General features: G+C 30.7%; 11 protein-coding genes and 1 pseudogene. 5 read left to right on the top strand and 7 right to left on the bottom strand.

Annotation, left to right across the window (positions count from 1 at the left end):
* Positions 1-84: 84 nt before the first annotated feature.
* From cmk to lon, 3 genes are all read right to left on the bottom strand, one after another.
* The gene (gene cmk, locus A8C32_RS07880; protein ID WP_069829883.1) at positions 85-780 is read right to left on the bottom strand and encodes a (d)CMP kinase; all 696 of its coding nucleotides are present in this window, start codon (positions 778-780) and stop codon (positions 85-87) included.
* Between the two features lie 120 nt (positions 781-900).
* Positions 901-1,920, bottom strand: coding sequence for a type IX secretion system protein PorQ (gene porQ / locus A8C32_RS07875; RefSeq protein ID WP_069829882.1), 1,020 nt, complete (start codon positions 1,918-1,920; stop codon positions 901-903).
* Positions 1,921-2,020: 100 nt separating this feature from the next.
* Positions 2,021-4,471 (bottom strand): endopeptidase La, encoded by a 2,451-nt coding sequence (lon, locus tag A8C32_RS07870; RefSeq protein WP_069829881.1) that lies wholly within the window; start codon positions 4,469-4,471, stop codon positions 2,021-2,023.
* A 246-nt stretch (positions 4,472-4,717) separates the two neighbouring features.
* On the opposite strand from lon, the gene A8C32_RS07865 reads away from it, so the two are divergent.
* The gene (locus tag A8C32_RS07865) at positions 4,718-5,458 is read left to right on the top strand and encodes a hypothetical protein (RefSeq protein WP_069829880.1); all 741 of its coding nucleotides are present in this window, start codon (positions 4,718-4,720) and stop codon (positions 5,456-5,458) included.
* Positions 5,459-5,531: 73 nt separating this feature from the next.
* On the opposite strand, the gene A8C32_RS07860 is transcribed toward A8C32_RS07865, so the two are convergent.
* The gene (locus tag A8C32_RS07860; RefSeq protein ID WP_069829879.1) at positions 5,532-6,167 is read right to left on the bottom strand and encodes a rhomboid family intramembrane serine protease; all 636 of its coding nucleotides are present in this window, start codon (positions 6,165-6,167) and stop codon (positions 5,532-5,534) included.
* Positions 6,168-6,229: 62 nt separating this feature from the next.
* On the opposite strand from A8C32_RS07860, the gene A8C32_RS07855 reads away from it, so the two are divergent.
* The gene (locus A8C32_RS07855) at positions 6,230-7,111 is read left to right on the top strand and encodes a lysophospholipid acyltransferase family protein (protein ID WP_069829878.1); all 882 of its coding nucleotides are present in this window, start codon (positions 6,230-6,232) and stop codon (positions 7,109-7,111) included.
* A 185-nt stretch (positions 7,112-7,296) separates the two neighbouring features.
* Here the strand turns inward: A8C32_RS07855 and A8C32_RS07850 are convergent.
* Both A8C32_RS07850 and glmM read right to left on the bottom strand, forming a co-directional pair.
* Positions 7,297-8,749: pseudogene (locus tag A8C32_RS07850) on the bottom strand (IS1182 family transposase).
* Between the two features lie 115 nt (positions 8,750-8,864).
* Positions 8,865-10,253, bottom strand: coding sequence for a phosphoglucosamine mutase (gene glmM, locus A8C32_RS07845; protein WP_069829877.1), 1,389 nt, complete (start codon positions 10,251-10,253; stop codon positions 8,865-8,867).
* Positions 10,254-10,331: 78 nt separating this feature from the next.
* On the opposite strand from glmM, the gene A8C32_RS07840 reads away from it, so the two are divergent.
* The 3 genes from A8C32_RS07840 to A8C32_RS07830 all read left to right on the top strand — a co-directional run bounded on the left by A8C32_RS07840 (position 10,332) and on the right by A8C32_RS07830 (position 13,428).
* Positions 10,332-10,928 carry an acyl carrier protein phosphodiesterase gene (locus tag A8C32_RS07840; protein WP_069829876.1) on the top strand — a complete coding sequence of 199 codons (597 nt, stop codon included), beginning with the start codon at positions 10,332-10,334 and terminating at the stop codon, positions 10,926-10,928.
* Positions 10,925-12,631, top strand: a complete 1,707-nt coding sequence (ggt, locus tag A8C32_RS07835; protein ID WP_069829875.1) for a gamma-glutamyltransferase — start codon at positions 10,925-10,927, stop codon at positions 12,629-12,631. Before A8C32_RS07840 ends, ggt begins: the two co-directional genes overlap by 4 nt.
* Before the next feature lie 74 nt (positions 12,632-12,705).
* On the top strand, positions 12,706-13,428 hold the full coding sequence (locus A8C32_RS07830) for a hypothetical protein (protein WP_069829874.1): 723 nt from the start codon (positions 12,706-12,708) through the stop codon (positions 13,426-13,428).
* A 110-nt stretch (positions 13,429-13,538) separates the two neighbouring features.
* Here A8C32_RS07830 and A8C32_RS07825 read toward each other — a convergent pair whose 3' ends face one another.
* Positions 13,539-14,063, bottom strand: a complete 525-nt coding sequence (locus A8C32_RS07825; protein WP_069829873.1) for a DUF8685 domain-containing protein — start codon at positions 14,061-14,063, stop codon at positions 13,539-13,541.
* Positions 14,064-14,283 lie beyond the last annotated feature (220 nt).

The raw sequence follows: 14,283 nt of genomic DNA, 5'->3' as shown, positions 1-14,283 counted from the left end.
TTAACTATAATGATAAATATTTTGCAGTTACTAACCTATTTAGTAATTCTATAAAATATAAAAAACATTATCTAGAAGTTATTTTTATTCTATTTCCTTAAGTGCCATTTTAACTAAATTCAAAATTTTGTCAAACTGTTCATCTAAAGTCATATTGGAATTATCTATTTCAATAGCATCTTTAGCTTTAACTAATGGAGAATCTTCTCTATTAGAATCTAAATAATCACGATCTTGAACATTTTTTAAGACATCTTCATATTTAACCCGATCTCCTCTACTAATAAGCTCATCGTAACGTCTTTTTCCTCGTGTTTCTGCAGAGGCTGTCATGAATAATTTAAGATTAGCCTTTGGGAAAACTACAGTTCCAATATCTCGACCATCCATAACCACACCCTTATTTTTCCCCATTTCTTGCTGCTGCTCGACAAGCTTGCGTCTAACTTCTGTAATAGCAGCAACTTTACTAACAAAACTAGATACTTCTAGGGTTCGAATCTCGTTTTCAATATTCACCCCATTTAAATAAACTTCAGCAAAACCAAGAGTCTCATTAAACTTAAAATTTACCTGAATATTTTGTAATTGATATACTAGTGTTTCTTTATTAAAATCTTCTTTATTTATAAGTCCATTTTGAATAGCATAATATGTTACTGCTCTATACATAGCTCCTGTATCTACATATACATAACCTAGGTGCTTTGCTAATTGTTTAGCAACAGTGCTTTTACCTGTAGAGGAAAAACCATCTATTGCAATGGTAATTTTAGTCATAAAGATTTTGTTTTAAGTATCAAAAATACTTAAAATGTATAACGCACAAAAAGTAAAACACTTTTAATTTAATTACTTATTTTACTAGAAAATCTTAAATTTAATTTATTAAAATATTTCTTATTGCAAATCTATTTGCAATCCAAAAAAGTTTGCATTAGCGGCACTTGTGTATTTAGCATGCGTATAACTGAAGCGCATTTTATTCATTTTTATTGAAATACCACCAGATAAACCAGAAAAGTTACGTTGTTCTATAATTCTTAATTCTTCAGCTCTACGAAAATTATATCCTAAACGAATATTAAAGCCTCCTTCTGGAAATATCTCGGCACCAATAATAGCATGCCTAACTATTTGACCTATAAAACCTATCTTCTCATCTGTTTGCCCACCTCCTAAATCGTTAACAGACCTAGCTGGGTTTGGTCTTGCGATAGGCCATTCTTGTAAGTTTTCTAAAGTAAGGTGCCAACGAATTGGAACATTTTCTAAACGTTGCGACATACCAAAATCGACCTCAAAAGGTAAGCGCTCATTAAGTCCTGCATAGGTAGTTATTTGGGTTCCCAAATTCCTAACAGCTAGAGCTACATTAAAATCTATATCTTCATTTATATATATTAATCCTAAATCTACAGCAGCCCCAAGAGAGTTATATTGTTCTAATTTAGATGTTATAAGTTTAACATTAGCTCCAAAATAAAAATCTGTATACCCTATTTGTAATGCATAACCCAAAGACAAAGCAGCTTCATTTCCTCTAAAAGATCCTGTGGCATTTCCATTTTCATCATAACCATCAAACGATCCATAATTTATATAAGTAATTCCTGCATGAAATGTTTGTGTACGTCTATCTACAGTATAAGCATAAGCAGCAGTACCATAACCGATACCCCCTAAATAACTTGTATAATTTACAGCTAATTGATTATCCATTTCTACATTTATAGTGGCTGGATTAAAAAGAGCTTGGGTAACATCATAATCAACATTTGTTAGAACTTTACCACCAAGTGATGCTTGACGTGGTGATGATACTAAATTTAAAAATTGATATGTAGTTTCTCCCCCAACTTGCGCAAAAGATAGAGCACAAATAGGCAAACAAAAAAACGTTATAATTTTTCTTAACATATTTTATAAAGACAGGATAAGCTTAAAACGAAGACATATATCTTTTATTTTATATAACAAAAAAACCTCTATATAAATAGAGGCTTTTTACGATATATAATTATATTTTTTTAGGGTTTTTCACTTTTTGACTTGTGATTGCTATTTTCACAACATCACTCATATCTGTTACATAATGAAAGGTTAACCCTTTTAAATATTCTTCTTTTATTTCTTCAATATCTCGACGGTTATCTTCACACAATAAAATTTCTTTAATTTTAGCTCGTTTAGCTGCTAAAATCTTTTCTTTTATTCCTCCTACAGGAAGTACTTTTCCTCGAAGCGTAATTTCTCCAGTCATTGCTAAACTCTTTTTAACTTTTTTCTGAGTAAATAAAGAAACTAAAGAAGTTAACATGGTTACACCTGCACTTGGACCATCCTTTGGTGTTGCTCCTTCAGGAACATGAATATGTACATTATGCTTATCAAAAACAGCAGTATCAATTCCAAACTCATCAGCATTAGATTTGATATATTCCATAGCAATAGTTGCAGATTCTTTCATCACTTTACCAAGGTTTCCTGTAATACTAAGGGTTCCTTTTCCTTTTGATAAAATAGATTCTATAAATAAAATATCTCCGCCAACACGTGTCCATGCTAAGCCTGTAACTACTCCTGCTACATTATTGTTTTCATATTTATCACGTTCTAATTTTGGTCCTCCTAAAACTTCAATGACATCATCATTAGAAACTTTAACATCATAATCTTCTTCCATAGCAATATTTTTTGCTGCGTATCGCACCATTTTTGCTATTTGTTTCTCTAAACCACGAACACCAGACTCACGAGTATACCCTTCTACTATCTTCTCTAATTGGGCTTTTCCAATTTTTAAATTAGTTTCTGTTAAACCGTGTTCTTTTAATTGTTTTGGTAATAAATGACGCTTTGCTATCTCGACTTTTTCTTCAATAGTATAGCCAGATACATTTATAATCTCCATTCTATCTAACAATGCAGGTTGAATAGTTGCTAAGCTATTTGAAGTAGCTACAAACATGACTTTAGATAAGTCATAACCCATTTCTAAAAAGTTATCATAAAACTCATTATTTTGTTCAGGGTCTAAAACTTCCAGCATAGCTGAAGAAGGATCTCCTTGATGCGAATTAGATAATTTATCTATTTCATCTAAAACAAAAACGGGGTTAGATGTACCCGCTTTTTTCAAGCTTTGTATAATACGTCCTGGCATAGCTCCTATATAAGTCTTTCTATGTCCACGTATTTCTGCCTCATCACGTAAACCGCCTAACGAGATACGTACATATTCTCTTCCTAAGGCTTCAGCTATAGATTTCCCTAATGATGTTTTACCAACACCTGGAGGTCCATATAAACACAGAATAGGTGACTTCATGTCGTTACGAAGTTTTAAAACTGCCAAATATTCAATAATTCTGCGTTTTACATCTTCCAATCCAAAATGATCTCTATCAAGAATTTTCATAGCGCGCTTTAAATCAAACTTATCTTCGCTAAATTCATTCCAAGGTAAATCTAAAAACAATTCTAAATAATTACGTTGAATAGAGTATTCTGCTACTTGCGGATTCATACGTTGCATTTTAGCTATTTCTTTATCGAAATGCTTAGCAATCTTTTCGTCCCATTGTTTTTCAACTGCCTTAGCTTTCATTTCTTCAATTTCTTCATCATGACTAACACCACCTAACTCTTCTTGGATGGTTTTCATTTGTTGATGCAAGAAATATTCACGCTGTTGTTGACTCATATCCATTTGAACCTTAGACTGAATATCATTCTTTAGCTCTAACTTTTGAAATTCAACATTCATATACTTTAATGTAGCTAAAGCCCGTTGTTGCAAATCATTAATTTCTAAAAGAGATTGTTTTTCTGAAACCGAAAGGTTCATATTAGAAGACACAAAGTTTACTAAAAAAGAATTACTTTCAATATTTTTTATAGCAAAAGAAGCTTCGCTAGGAATGTTTGGACTTTCCTTAATAATATCTAAAGCTAGTTCTTTAATAGAATCAATTATAGCTGAGAACTCTTTATCATTAACAACAGGTTTGGCCTCAGGAATCTCTCTTACAGTAGCATTCATGTATGGTTCTTCTGTAAGAACTTCTGCTACTTTAAAGCGTTTTTTACCTTGAATAATAACTGTTACATTTCCATCAGGCATTTTTAAAACTCGTAATATCGTAGCAACCGTTCCTGTTTCATTTATTTCTTTAGCAGACGGATCTTCAATAGATTCGTCTTTTTGAGCCACTACTCCTATTATTTTTCTGCCTTTATTAGCGTCATTTATCAACTTAATAGATTTATCTCTACCAGCAGTTATTGGTATAACAACACCTGGAAATAATACAGTATTTCTTAATGATAAAATAGGAAGTGTTTCTGGTAACTCTTCATTATTTATTGCTTCTTCATCCTCAGGAGTCATTAAAGGAATTAATTCTGAATTTTCATCAAATTCCTGCAATGACAAACTGTCAAGGGTAATAAAATTAGATTTCTTCATATATATATTTAGGTCAATCTGTCATTAAAACAAGATCGATCATTCATTATAATTTACATTAATCATTTTAAAGATCTATATATCAATAGATTACAACCTATCAAATATATTCATCTTTATTATAAATTCAATAGCTATGCCATAAGTAAATTTATTATTCCAAAAATTTTAAGCAAACTTAAATAAATAAAGATTCATCTTTTCTAATTATACATATATTCGCACGATAAACTTAAATCATATAAAATGAAATTAAACTTTTTCTTATTTTTCACATTAAGCATTGCTATTTTCTCATGTTCTAGTGATGATTCTAAAAATCCACAAGACAACAACACCTTATTAAAAAAAATTATTGAAACTGATATTGATGATGAAGTTATTACTACAAATTACAACTACGATGGAAATAAACTTTTAAGTATCATATCTTCTGATGATTATAAAACTGAATACACTTACGATAATAATAAATTAACAAGAGTAGATAGTTACAGAGATGGAGAACAAAACGCTTACACAATATTAACCTATAATGAAAACGGTGGAATTGCTAGTTATATCCTCCACATAATAGGTGACAATACCTTTAGGTATGATTTCCAAAAAAATGTAGATAACACCGTTTCTGTTGAAGTATACATTGGCGATTTAAACTCACAAACAACTTTAAACAGAAGTTACACAATGACTTACAAAGGACAAAACATATTAAAAGAAGTCGAGACTGATTATGAACTATCATATGAATATGATGATAAAAATGGGCCTTATAGAAACATTCATTCAATAGGAATCATTAACCTTTTAAGTCTAGATTTTGGAGGGTTAGAAAGTTATAGTAACAATACAACTAAAAAAACCGATATAGAGAATGGTTTTACTACGACAAAAGTATACGAATATACTTATAAAAATGATTATCCAAAAATAGTAGAATGCTATAATGATGGTAAGTTCGAATCCAGTAAAGAATATTTTTACTAGTTGTTTATAAACAAAACAAGGAGTTATATTAAAAACCCGTATGGCTCCTTGTTTAATTAAAAAAGAACTAATACTACATTTTCCCCATTTTCTTCAAAAGAAATAATATTACTATTGGAACTGCTAATAAGCCAACTATTAATAAATCAGCTTCAAATAACCAAGGAGACAAAATAAGCGTAATAACATAACCACCAATGGCACCTCCAAAATGAGCATCATGACCAATGTTTCCTACTCTTTTTTTCATTCCGTAAATAGAATATAGTAAATAACCTATTCCAAAAACAAAACCAGGAATAAAAAAATTAATCTTCATCCAAGGGTCAAATAAAATAGCAGAATAAATAACGCCCATAACTGCTCCACTTGCTCCAACTGCACTGTAGTTATATTCATTTTTATGAAAATATAAAGACAATAAATTTCCAAAAAGTAAACTCCCCACATAAATCATTAAAAACCCCATATTGCCAAGTTCGAAAATAACTCTACTAGAAAAAAAGTATAAGGTTATCATATTAAACAGAAGATGTTGCTGATCAACATGCAAAAAACCAGCACTAAACAGTCGCATTTGCTCGCCTCTTTGAACTCCTCCAATGTGAAACTTATACTTGTCGAAAAAACTATAATCATCAAATCCTTTATAAGATATGATAACGTTTGCTGCTATTATTATAATAGTGATTAAATCTAAATTACCCATTAGGTGTAAATGTTTAAGGTCAAATTAGCATATATTTGCTGCTACAAATCTAAAATTAATTAATGCAATTTCTAATTTATATTCTGGTTTATCCTTTTTTATGGTTTATTTCTATATTACCTTTTAAATTATTATACCTGATTTCTGATGGATTATACATATTACTCTACTACATTGTAGGTTATAGAAAAAAAGTGGTTACTAGCAATTTAACACTTGTTTTCCCTAATAAAACAGAAAAAGAAATTGCTACTATTAGAAAAAAATTCTATAAACATTTATGTGATATGTTTTTAGAAATGGCAAAAACGATGTCTATTTCAGAAAAATCATTAAAAAAACGTTTTAAGATTAAAAACCCAGAAGAGTTTAAACGCTTAGAAAGTCTTAACAAAAGTATCATTCTAATGTTTGGACATTATGCTAGTTGGGAATGGTCTATTGTACTTCAAAACAACATAAATTTTAAAGGGTTAGCTGTTTATAAAAAACTAGCTAACAAACATTTTGATAAACTAGTTAGAGATATTCGATCTAAATTTAAAACGACTTTAATTAGCACAAAAGAAACTATAAACATTATAAATAAAAATGAAGCTTTAGGTGTTAAAAGCATTACAGGTTTTTTAAGCGATCAATCTCCAAAAGCCAGCAAAGATGCTTATTGGAGTGAGTTTATGGGAATTAAAACACCTTGTTTTACAGGAGCTGAACGCTTAGCAAAAAAATTAGATTTAACTACTGCTTTTTTAAAAGTAACAAAATTAAAACGAGGTTATTATGAAGCAGAAATTATGGTACTTGCAGAAGATTCTAATCAATATAAAGATTACGAGCTAACTGATATGTTTTTACATGAAGTTGAAAAACAAATTTATGAAGCTCCCGAATACTATTTCTGGACTCATAAACGATGGAAGCATCAAAAAAAAGCACCTAAATAATGAGGCTACTGAAAAAGTAATCGTATTTTGAAAACGCGAACTTCATTATAAGAGATTTCACGAATTAATTTTGTGAAATCTCTTTTTGATTTTAAGCTTTTTATAATTCAATTTGCACTTTTATACTCTCTATTTTGGCTCAAATAATGCTTATTGCTTCCTTGGTCTTATTTTCTTTATTTTGACTAGCTTAATTTTAGAATTCTTTTCAAATTCACAGTAAATATGGTTAAAGCACTCTGCATTTGCATATTTTCTATACCATAAGATATAGCTCTTCCATAGCCATGAGCGTTTTTTAATTCTCCGTTTTTGGCTTCGATTTTATAACGCTGTTTGTATTTCTCTTTAAAACGATCAGAAGTTTCAAACTCCATCTGTTCTTTATGGATGTCTGACTTTAAAGTAATGGAGTACGATTTTGTTTTTGCTCCTTCTTTATAACACCCCTCTTTTAAAGGACAGCTTTTGCATTTTTCAACATCAAAATAATAAGTGATTACTTGATTTTTAGCAACATTCTTTTTGCCTTGTTTCGCTTTTCTTATAGCTAAATGACCTGCTGGACAAACAAACATGTCGGCATCTTTATTATAATCAAATTCATCTTCTTTTTTTCTAAAACCTTGGCTGATAGCTGGATTTAATCTAGCTACAATTTTAATATCTTTTTCTTTGGCCAGTTCCAAATTCTTTTTGCCCGAATAGGCAGCATCCCCTATAACAGTATCCACATCAATCCCATGTTGTTCACTTTGTGTTATTAATTCTGGTAAAATTGGACCATCTCCTTTTTCTCCTGAAGTAACAACTGCTCCTGTGATAATTCTCTCTTCAGTCATTGCCAAATGGGTTTTGTAACCAAAAAATGGGCTGTCCTGTGATTTGTGGCCAATCTTTGCATCCTTATCTTTTGAAACAACATCTTGAGCCGCGTGTTCAATATCATCAACAGATTCTTTAAGTAAGTTCAATTTTTCTTTTATTGCTGGAACTTCGCTAAGTGTAGGAGTGCCATCTAATAAGGTTCCTAATTCCTTGCAGTAAGCTAGTTCTTTTTCTAAATCATTGCCCTGATTCTTGACCGGCATCTTACAGGTCCAATCTTCTTGGTAAGCATAAACTGATTTGCGAAGTTGTTTTGAACGTTCCCGTAAAACGTCTATAGCTAAAATGGGGTTCGATTTTGATAAACTATAGGTAGCATCTACAATAATTGATCTGGATTTTATGATGCCTTGTTCAACAGCAATGCTAACTGTTCTATTGATAAGCATATCCAGCAAATTGGTGTCCTTTAAATGTTGCCTACGAAACTTTGTTAAAGTACTTGGGGCAATCATCTTCTTCTGGTAACATCTCTAAAAAGTATTTGAAGGACATGTCATAGCGTGAACGCTCAACTACATATACATCTGAAATGGTATAAATTACTTTTAGCAGAAGATATTTGAATAGTCTTATGGGACTTTCTGCTTTTCTGCCTTGAGTTTTAGAATATTTTGATTGAAGTTCTTCATAGATGAAATTAAAATCTATTAAATCATTGATACGCCTTAACAAATTAGTGTTAGGAACAATTAAATCATATAAAGAACTGTACTCGCTTAACCGAAGAGATTCCTGTTGGACTATCATACCTCAAAATACAAAATCGGTAAGTGTTTTCAAATACTTACCGATTTTAATAATATTGTGCTACTTTTTCAGGGGCCTCTAAATAATAGGTGCTTTTTTTTACATTTTTTTTAGCTTAGCTATTGGCTATTACTCCAATTTCTTCTATAAATTTATCTGCTAATTCATCTGCTTCTTTTTGAGACTTCGCTTCAGTATAAATTCTAATAATTGGTTCTGTATTACTTTTACGTAAATGCACCCAACTTTCTGAAAAATCAATTTTAACACCATCAATAGTCGTTAGTTCTTCATTTTTATAACGATCTTCCATGGTTCTTAAAATACCATCAACATCTAAACCTGGTGTTAATTGAATTTTCTTTTTACTCATAAAATAGTTTGGATAAGTTTTTCTAAGTTCACTTACACTCATTTTATTTTCCGCTAACAAGCTTAAAAATAATGCTATGCCTACCAATGCATCACGACCATAATGCGAATCTGGGTAAATAATACCTCCATTACCTTCTCCTCCAATAACTACTTTATTTTTTTTCATTAAATTTACTACATTAACCTCTCCTACAGCACTAGCCTCATAAGTACCACCATGCTTTTCTGTGACATCTCTTAATGCTCTTGTAGAACTCATATTACTTACTGTATTACCAGGTGTTTTACTTAACACATAATCTGCGCAAGCTACCAATGTATATTCCTCTCCAAACATATCTCCATTTTCATCCATAAAGGCTAATCGATCTACATCTGGATCAACTACAATACCAAAATCAGCATTATGCTTTTTTACCTCTGCAGATAAATCACCTAAATGTTCTTTTAAAGGTTCTGGATTATGAGGGAATTGCCCATTTGGCTCACAATATAATTTAACAACTTCTACACCTAAACGTTCTAAAAGCAATGGAATAGCAATACCTCCTGTAGAATTAACACCATCTACTACCACCTTGAAACGGGCTTCTTCAATTGGTTTTACTGTTACTAAAGGTAAATCTAGTACTTCAATAATATGTAAATCTATATATGCCTTATTTTTTGTTATCTTACCTAAGCTATCTACATCTGCAAAACTCATATTATCACTTTCTGCAATGTCTAAAATTTTAGCACCTTCAACAGCATCTAAAAATTCCCCTTTTTCATTTAATAATTTTAAAGCATTCCATTGTTTTGGATTATGGCTTGCCGTTAAAATAATACCGCCATCTGCATGCTCCATAGGTACCGCTAGTTCAACTGTTGGGGTTGTAGATAGTCCTACATCAATCACATCTATACCTAAGCCAATAAGCGTATTCATTACCAAATTTTGAATCATCTTTCCTGAAATACGCGCATCTCTACCTACTACTACACGGTAATTTTCTTTTTCACGTTGTTGTTTTAACCAAACGCCATATGCAGCAGCAAATTTTACTGCATCTACAGGTGTTAGGTTCTCCCCAACAGATCCTCCAATAGTTCCTCTAATTCCTGAAATTGATTTTATAAGTGTCATAGTATAGTTTTCAAATTAAAACACAAATATAGTATTTCAAAATTGGAATTCTTAAAACGTAATTCGTAAATTTCACGAATGAATTACTTAGCTCACATATATTTATCTGGCGAAAACAATTTAATTACCATTGGTAATTTTATTGCAGATGGTATTAAAGGAAAAGATTACAAAAAATACTCAAAAGACATACAGATTGGCATATTACTACATAGACATATCGATACATATACAGACGCTCACCAAACAGTAAGACAAAGTACAAAGCGTTTGCATAAAAAATATGGACATTATTCTGGAGTTATAGTAGATATTCTTTACGATCATTTTCTTGCTAAAAACTGGAAAAACTATAGTAATATTCCTTTAGAAAAATATATAGACACTTTTTACGATTCTTTAGAAAATCATTACGATTTACTTCCTATACGTATTCAAAAAATAATGCCATACATGATAGCAGATAATTGGCTTCTTAGTTATGCATCTACCAAAGGTATATCAAAAGTTTTAGAAGGTATGAATAGACGAACTAAAAATAGATCGAATATGAACGAAGCAATATATGAGCTGGAAGAGTTTTATAAGGAATTTGAAAGAGAATTCTCTATTTTTTTTGATGAATTAATTATATCTTCGAAAGAAAAGTTAATTGAATTAAACCTAATTAAATGATAAAACACCTTGTATATTTAGCCTTATTTTTAATGCTAATAATTTCATGTAAAGAAACAAATAACTCATGTAATAACACAACTAGCAAACGAGGATTAATTACCAAACATGCTATGGTAGTTTCAGCTCGTGCTGAAGCTTCTAAAATAGGAAACGATATCCTTAAAAAAGGAGGCAATGCATTTGATGCTATGGTAGCTACCGAATTAGCTTTGGCTGTATCTTATCCTTATGCTGGTAATCTTGGTGGTGGTGGTTTTATGGTTTATCGAAAAACAAATGGAGAAATTGGAGCTATTGATTATAGAGAAAAAGCACCACTTTCTGCCACAAAAGACATGTTTTTAGATGATAACAAAAATACCATACCAGAAAAAAGCACTTTAGGAGCTATGGCTGTTGGAGTTCCTGGCACAATTGCTGGTGTATTTGCTGTTCATGAAAAATTAGGATCGCTTCCTATCGAAAATATTCTTAAACCTGTTATAGCTTTGGCTAATAAAGGTGTAGTTGTTACTAAAAAACAAGAGCATAGAATTAAAAAATATCAGCCTCTTTTTACAAAAGTTAATAAAGACTCTATACTATTTGATAAAGATTGGAAAGCCAACGATACTATAAAATACCCAAAACTTGCAAAAACCTTAGAACGTATTTTAAAATATGGGAAAGATGAATTTTACAAAGGCGAGACATCAAAAATACTTGTGAAATTTATAAAAGATAACGGAGGTATTATTACTGAAGAAGATTTGGCTAAATATGAAGCTAAATGGAGGATTCCAATAACCTTTACTTATGATGATTTAAAAGTAATCTCTATGTCTCCGCCTTCAAGTGGTGGAGTTTGCTTAGCACAAATGATGAAAATGATAGAACCATACCATCTTGATGAATATGGTCACAACTCTCTTAAAGCAATTCAAACAATTACTGAAGCTGAACGTCGCGCCTACGCAGATAGAAGTTTTTATTTAGGTGATCCCGATTTTGTAGAAGTGCCAATAAATACACTTATAAGTGAAACATATTTAAGCGAAAGAATGTCCGATTTTACGTTAAAAAATGCTACTTCATCAAATAATATTTCCCATGGTAATATACAAATAATTGAAAGTAATGAGACTACGCACTACTCTATAATCGATCAATTTGGTAATGCAATTTCAGTAACTACAACTTTAAATGGCGCTTATGGATCAAAACTATACTGCTCTGAATTAGGTTTTTTTCTAAATAATGAAATGGACGATTTTAGTAGTAAACCAGGACAACCTAATATGTTTGGACTTATTGGCGGAGAGGCAAATAGTATTGCGCCAGAAAAACGCATGCTCAGCTCTATGACACCTACTATTGTTGAAAAAAATGGAGAATTATTCATGTCTTTAGGTACACCAGGAGGTTCCACTATTATGACTTCTGTTTTACAAACCATTTTAAATGTTCATGAATTTAAAATGACCATGCAAGAGGCAGTAGACGCCCCTCGATTTCATCATCAATGGTTACCAGATGAAATATTAATGGAACCAAATACGTTTAATACATCTATAATAGAACAACTCGAAAAACTAGGCTATTCAATTAATGAAAAGAATTCTCCCGTTATTGGTAAAGTCGATGGAATACTTGTTTTAGATGATAAATCGTATGAGGGTGGTGCAGATCATCGAGGAGATGATACGGCTGTCGGTTTTTGAGTTTTATGTTTATATAGAACCATAGTTTTTAGTAACTTAGATAATAATCTATTCAAAACTAGACTACAACTCTCATGAAAAAAAGACCTAAAAAAACTTTTAAAATAATAATAGGAAGTATCATATTTATAACCTTACCAAGCTTATTATTTTTTACTTTCCTGTACTTTAAATATAATGAAGAGTTACCTTATGGAGTTAAAGGGGAAAAAGCAGATATTTTAGCACACAAAATGTTAGATGCTTTAAATTATGAAGCTTTTAAAAATACTGATTATATTGAGTGGACGTTTAAAAAACGACATCACTACAGGTGGAATAAAGCTAATAATAGCTGTGAAGTCTACTGGAAAGAATATAGAGTAAAATTAGATTTAAATGATAATACACAGAGTAAAGCTTATATCCATAGTTTCAATACAGATGGAGAGATTCAAACAGAGTTAATAAATAAGGCTTTGAAATATTTTAATAATGATTCTTTTTGGCTTGTAGCTCCGTATAAAGTTTTTGATGATGGTGTTGAACGCAGGTTAGTTACTCTAGAAAATAATGAAGAAGCCTTACTTGTCACGCATACTACTGGAGGTACTACTCCAGGCGATTCGTATTTATGGTTACTTGATAAAAGCAATAAGCCTAAAGCATTTAAAATGTGGACTTCCCTCCTACCTATTGATGGTATAGAAGCCTCTTGGGCTAACTGGATAACCACAGAAAGTGGTGCACAATTACCAAACTTCCATAAGCTTATATTTTTTGCTTTAGATATTGATGAGATTAAAGGGACGGAGTAGTACGTTTGGTTTTAGAATAAAAATAGGTATGAATTTTTAGACTTATTTAAATTTTCTAATTTCTCAAATACTAAAATCAGCACAGATTTTCTATAAAAATCAATAAATAACTACTTTCTCTTCTGTCCTACAAAATTATGATTCTTAGACTTAAACAATACATTAAAACTAGTTAAACTCCCATAAATTCTTGTAATATATTGTTGTAAATCTATTTTACCTTGCTCGTCTAAATCACTTGAATTAATACGTTGTTCCATAACACGCAGACGATCTCTAACCATAATTATTTTATGAAAAAATTTATCGATAGGTAATTCATAAGATTTTAAATTAGTATCCGCTGGTTCCAATATAAGTTTCCCTCCTTTATATTTATCAGAAATAGGAACCACTTCTGTAACATCACTCCATTTCTTTAAAATAGAAACTAAACTACTTTCAATATCAAAAAAACTAACTGTATCAACATCATTCTCCGCTGCTTCAATAACTTCAAAATCACTATCTAAATCGATGGTTTCTAATCCGTTTTCAATAAAAGTAACCCAATAATGCTCAGAAGTTACATTAGTAACAACTCCTTTTCCATATTCTGTGTGATTAATTCTAGATCCTATTCCTAATAATTTCATAAATATTATATTCCCACCATAAAATTATCATTCAAGATAAATTATTGTAGGGTTCTGTTAATTGTTAAACAAAATTTTATCGAAAATAAATATATAAAATAGATTCAATATAAAGTCAAAAACCTAAAATTTATATATCAATACATAAAGATTTATAACTTTAAATCTAACTGGTAACAATCCTACAAATCTTGAATAAACTTCACAATAATTTAATAAC

Origin of the sequence: Flavivirga aquatica, assembly GCF_001747085.1 — a bacterium.
In the GTDB taxonomy this organism is placed as follows: Bacteria; Bacteroidota; Bacteroidia; order Flavobacteriales; family Flavobacteriaceae; genus Algibacter_C; species Algibacter_C aquatica.
The sequence above is the reverse complement of the archived record's forward strand: the minus strand, read 5'-3'. Positions and strand labels throughout refer to the sequence as shown.

Coding starts and splice junctions, on each gene's coding strand:
- A8C32_RS07855 (WP_069829878.1), top strand. CDS start 6,230: ATGCAATTTCTAATTTATATTCTGGTTTATCCTTTTTTATGGTTTATT.
- glmM (WP_069829877.1), bottom strand. CDS start 10,253: ATGACACTTATAAAATCAATTTCAGGAATTAGAGGAACTATTGGAGGA.
- ggt (WP_069829875.1), top strand. CDS start 10,925: ATGATAAAACACCTTGTATATTTAGCCTTATTTTTAATGCTAATAATT.
- A8C32_RS07825 (WP_069829873.1), bottom strand. CDS start 14,063: ATGAAATTATTAGGAATAGGATCTAGAATTAATCACACAGAATATGGA.
- cmk (WP_069829883.1), bottom strand. CDS start 780: ATGACTAAAATTACCATTGCAATAGATGGTTTTTCCTCTACAGGTAAA.
- lon (WP_069829881.1), bottom strand. CDS start 4,471: ATGAAGAAATCTAATTTTATTACCCTTGACAGTTTGTCATTGCAGGAA.
- A8C32_RS07860 (WP_069829879.1), bottom strand. CDS start 6,167: ATGGGTAATTTAGATTTAATCACTATTATAATAATAGCAGCAAACGTT.
- A8C32_RS07840 (WP_069829876.1), top strand. CDS start 10,332: ATGAATTACTTAGCTCACATATATTTATCTGGCGAAAACAATTTAATT.
- A8C32_RS07830 (WP_069829874.1), top strand. CDS start 12,706: ATGAAAAAAAGACCTAAAAAAACTTTTAAAATAATAATAGGAAGTATC.
- A8C32_RS07865 (WP_069829880.1), top strand. CDS start 4,718: ATGAAATTAAACTTTTTCTTATTTTTCACATTAAGCATTGCTATTTTC.
- porQ (WP_069829882.1), bottom strand. CDS start 1,920: ATGTTAAGAAAAATTATAACGTTTTTTTGTTTGCCTATTTGTGCTCTA.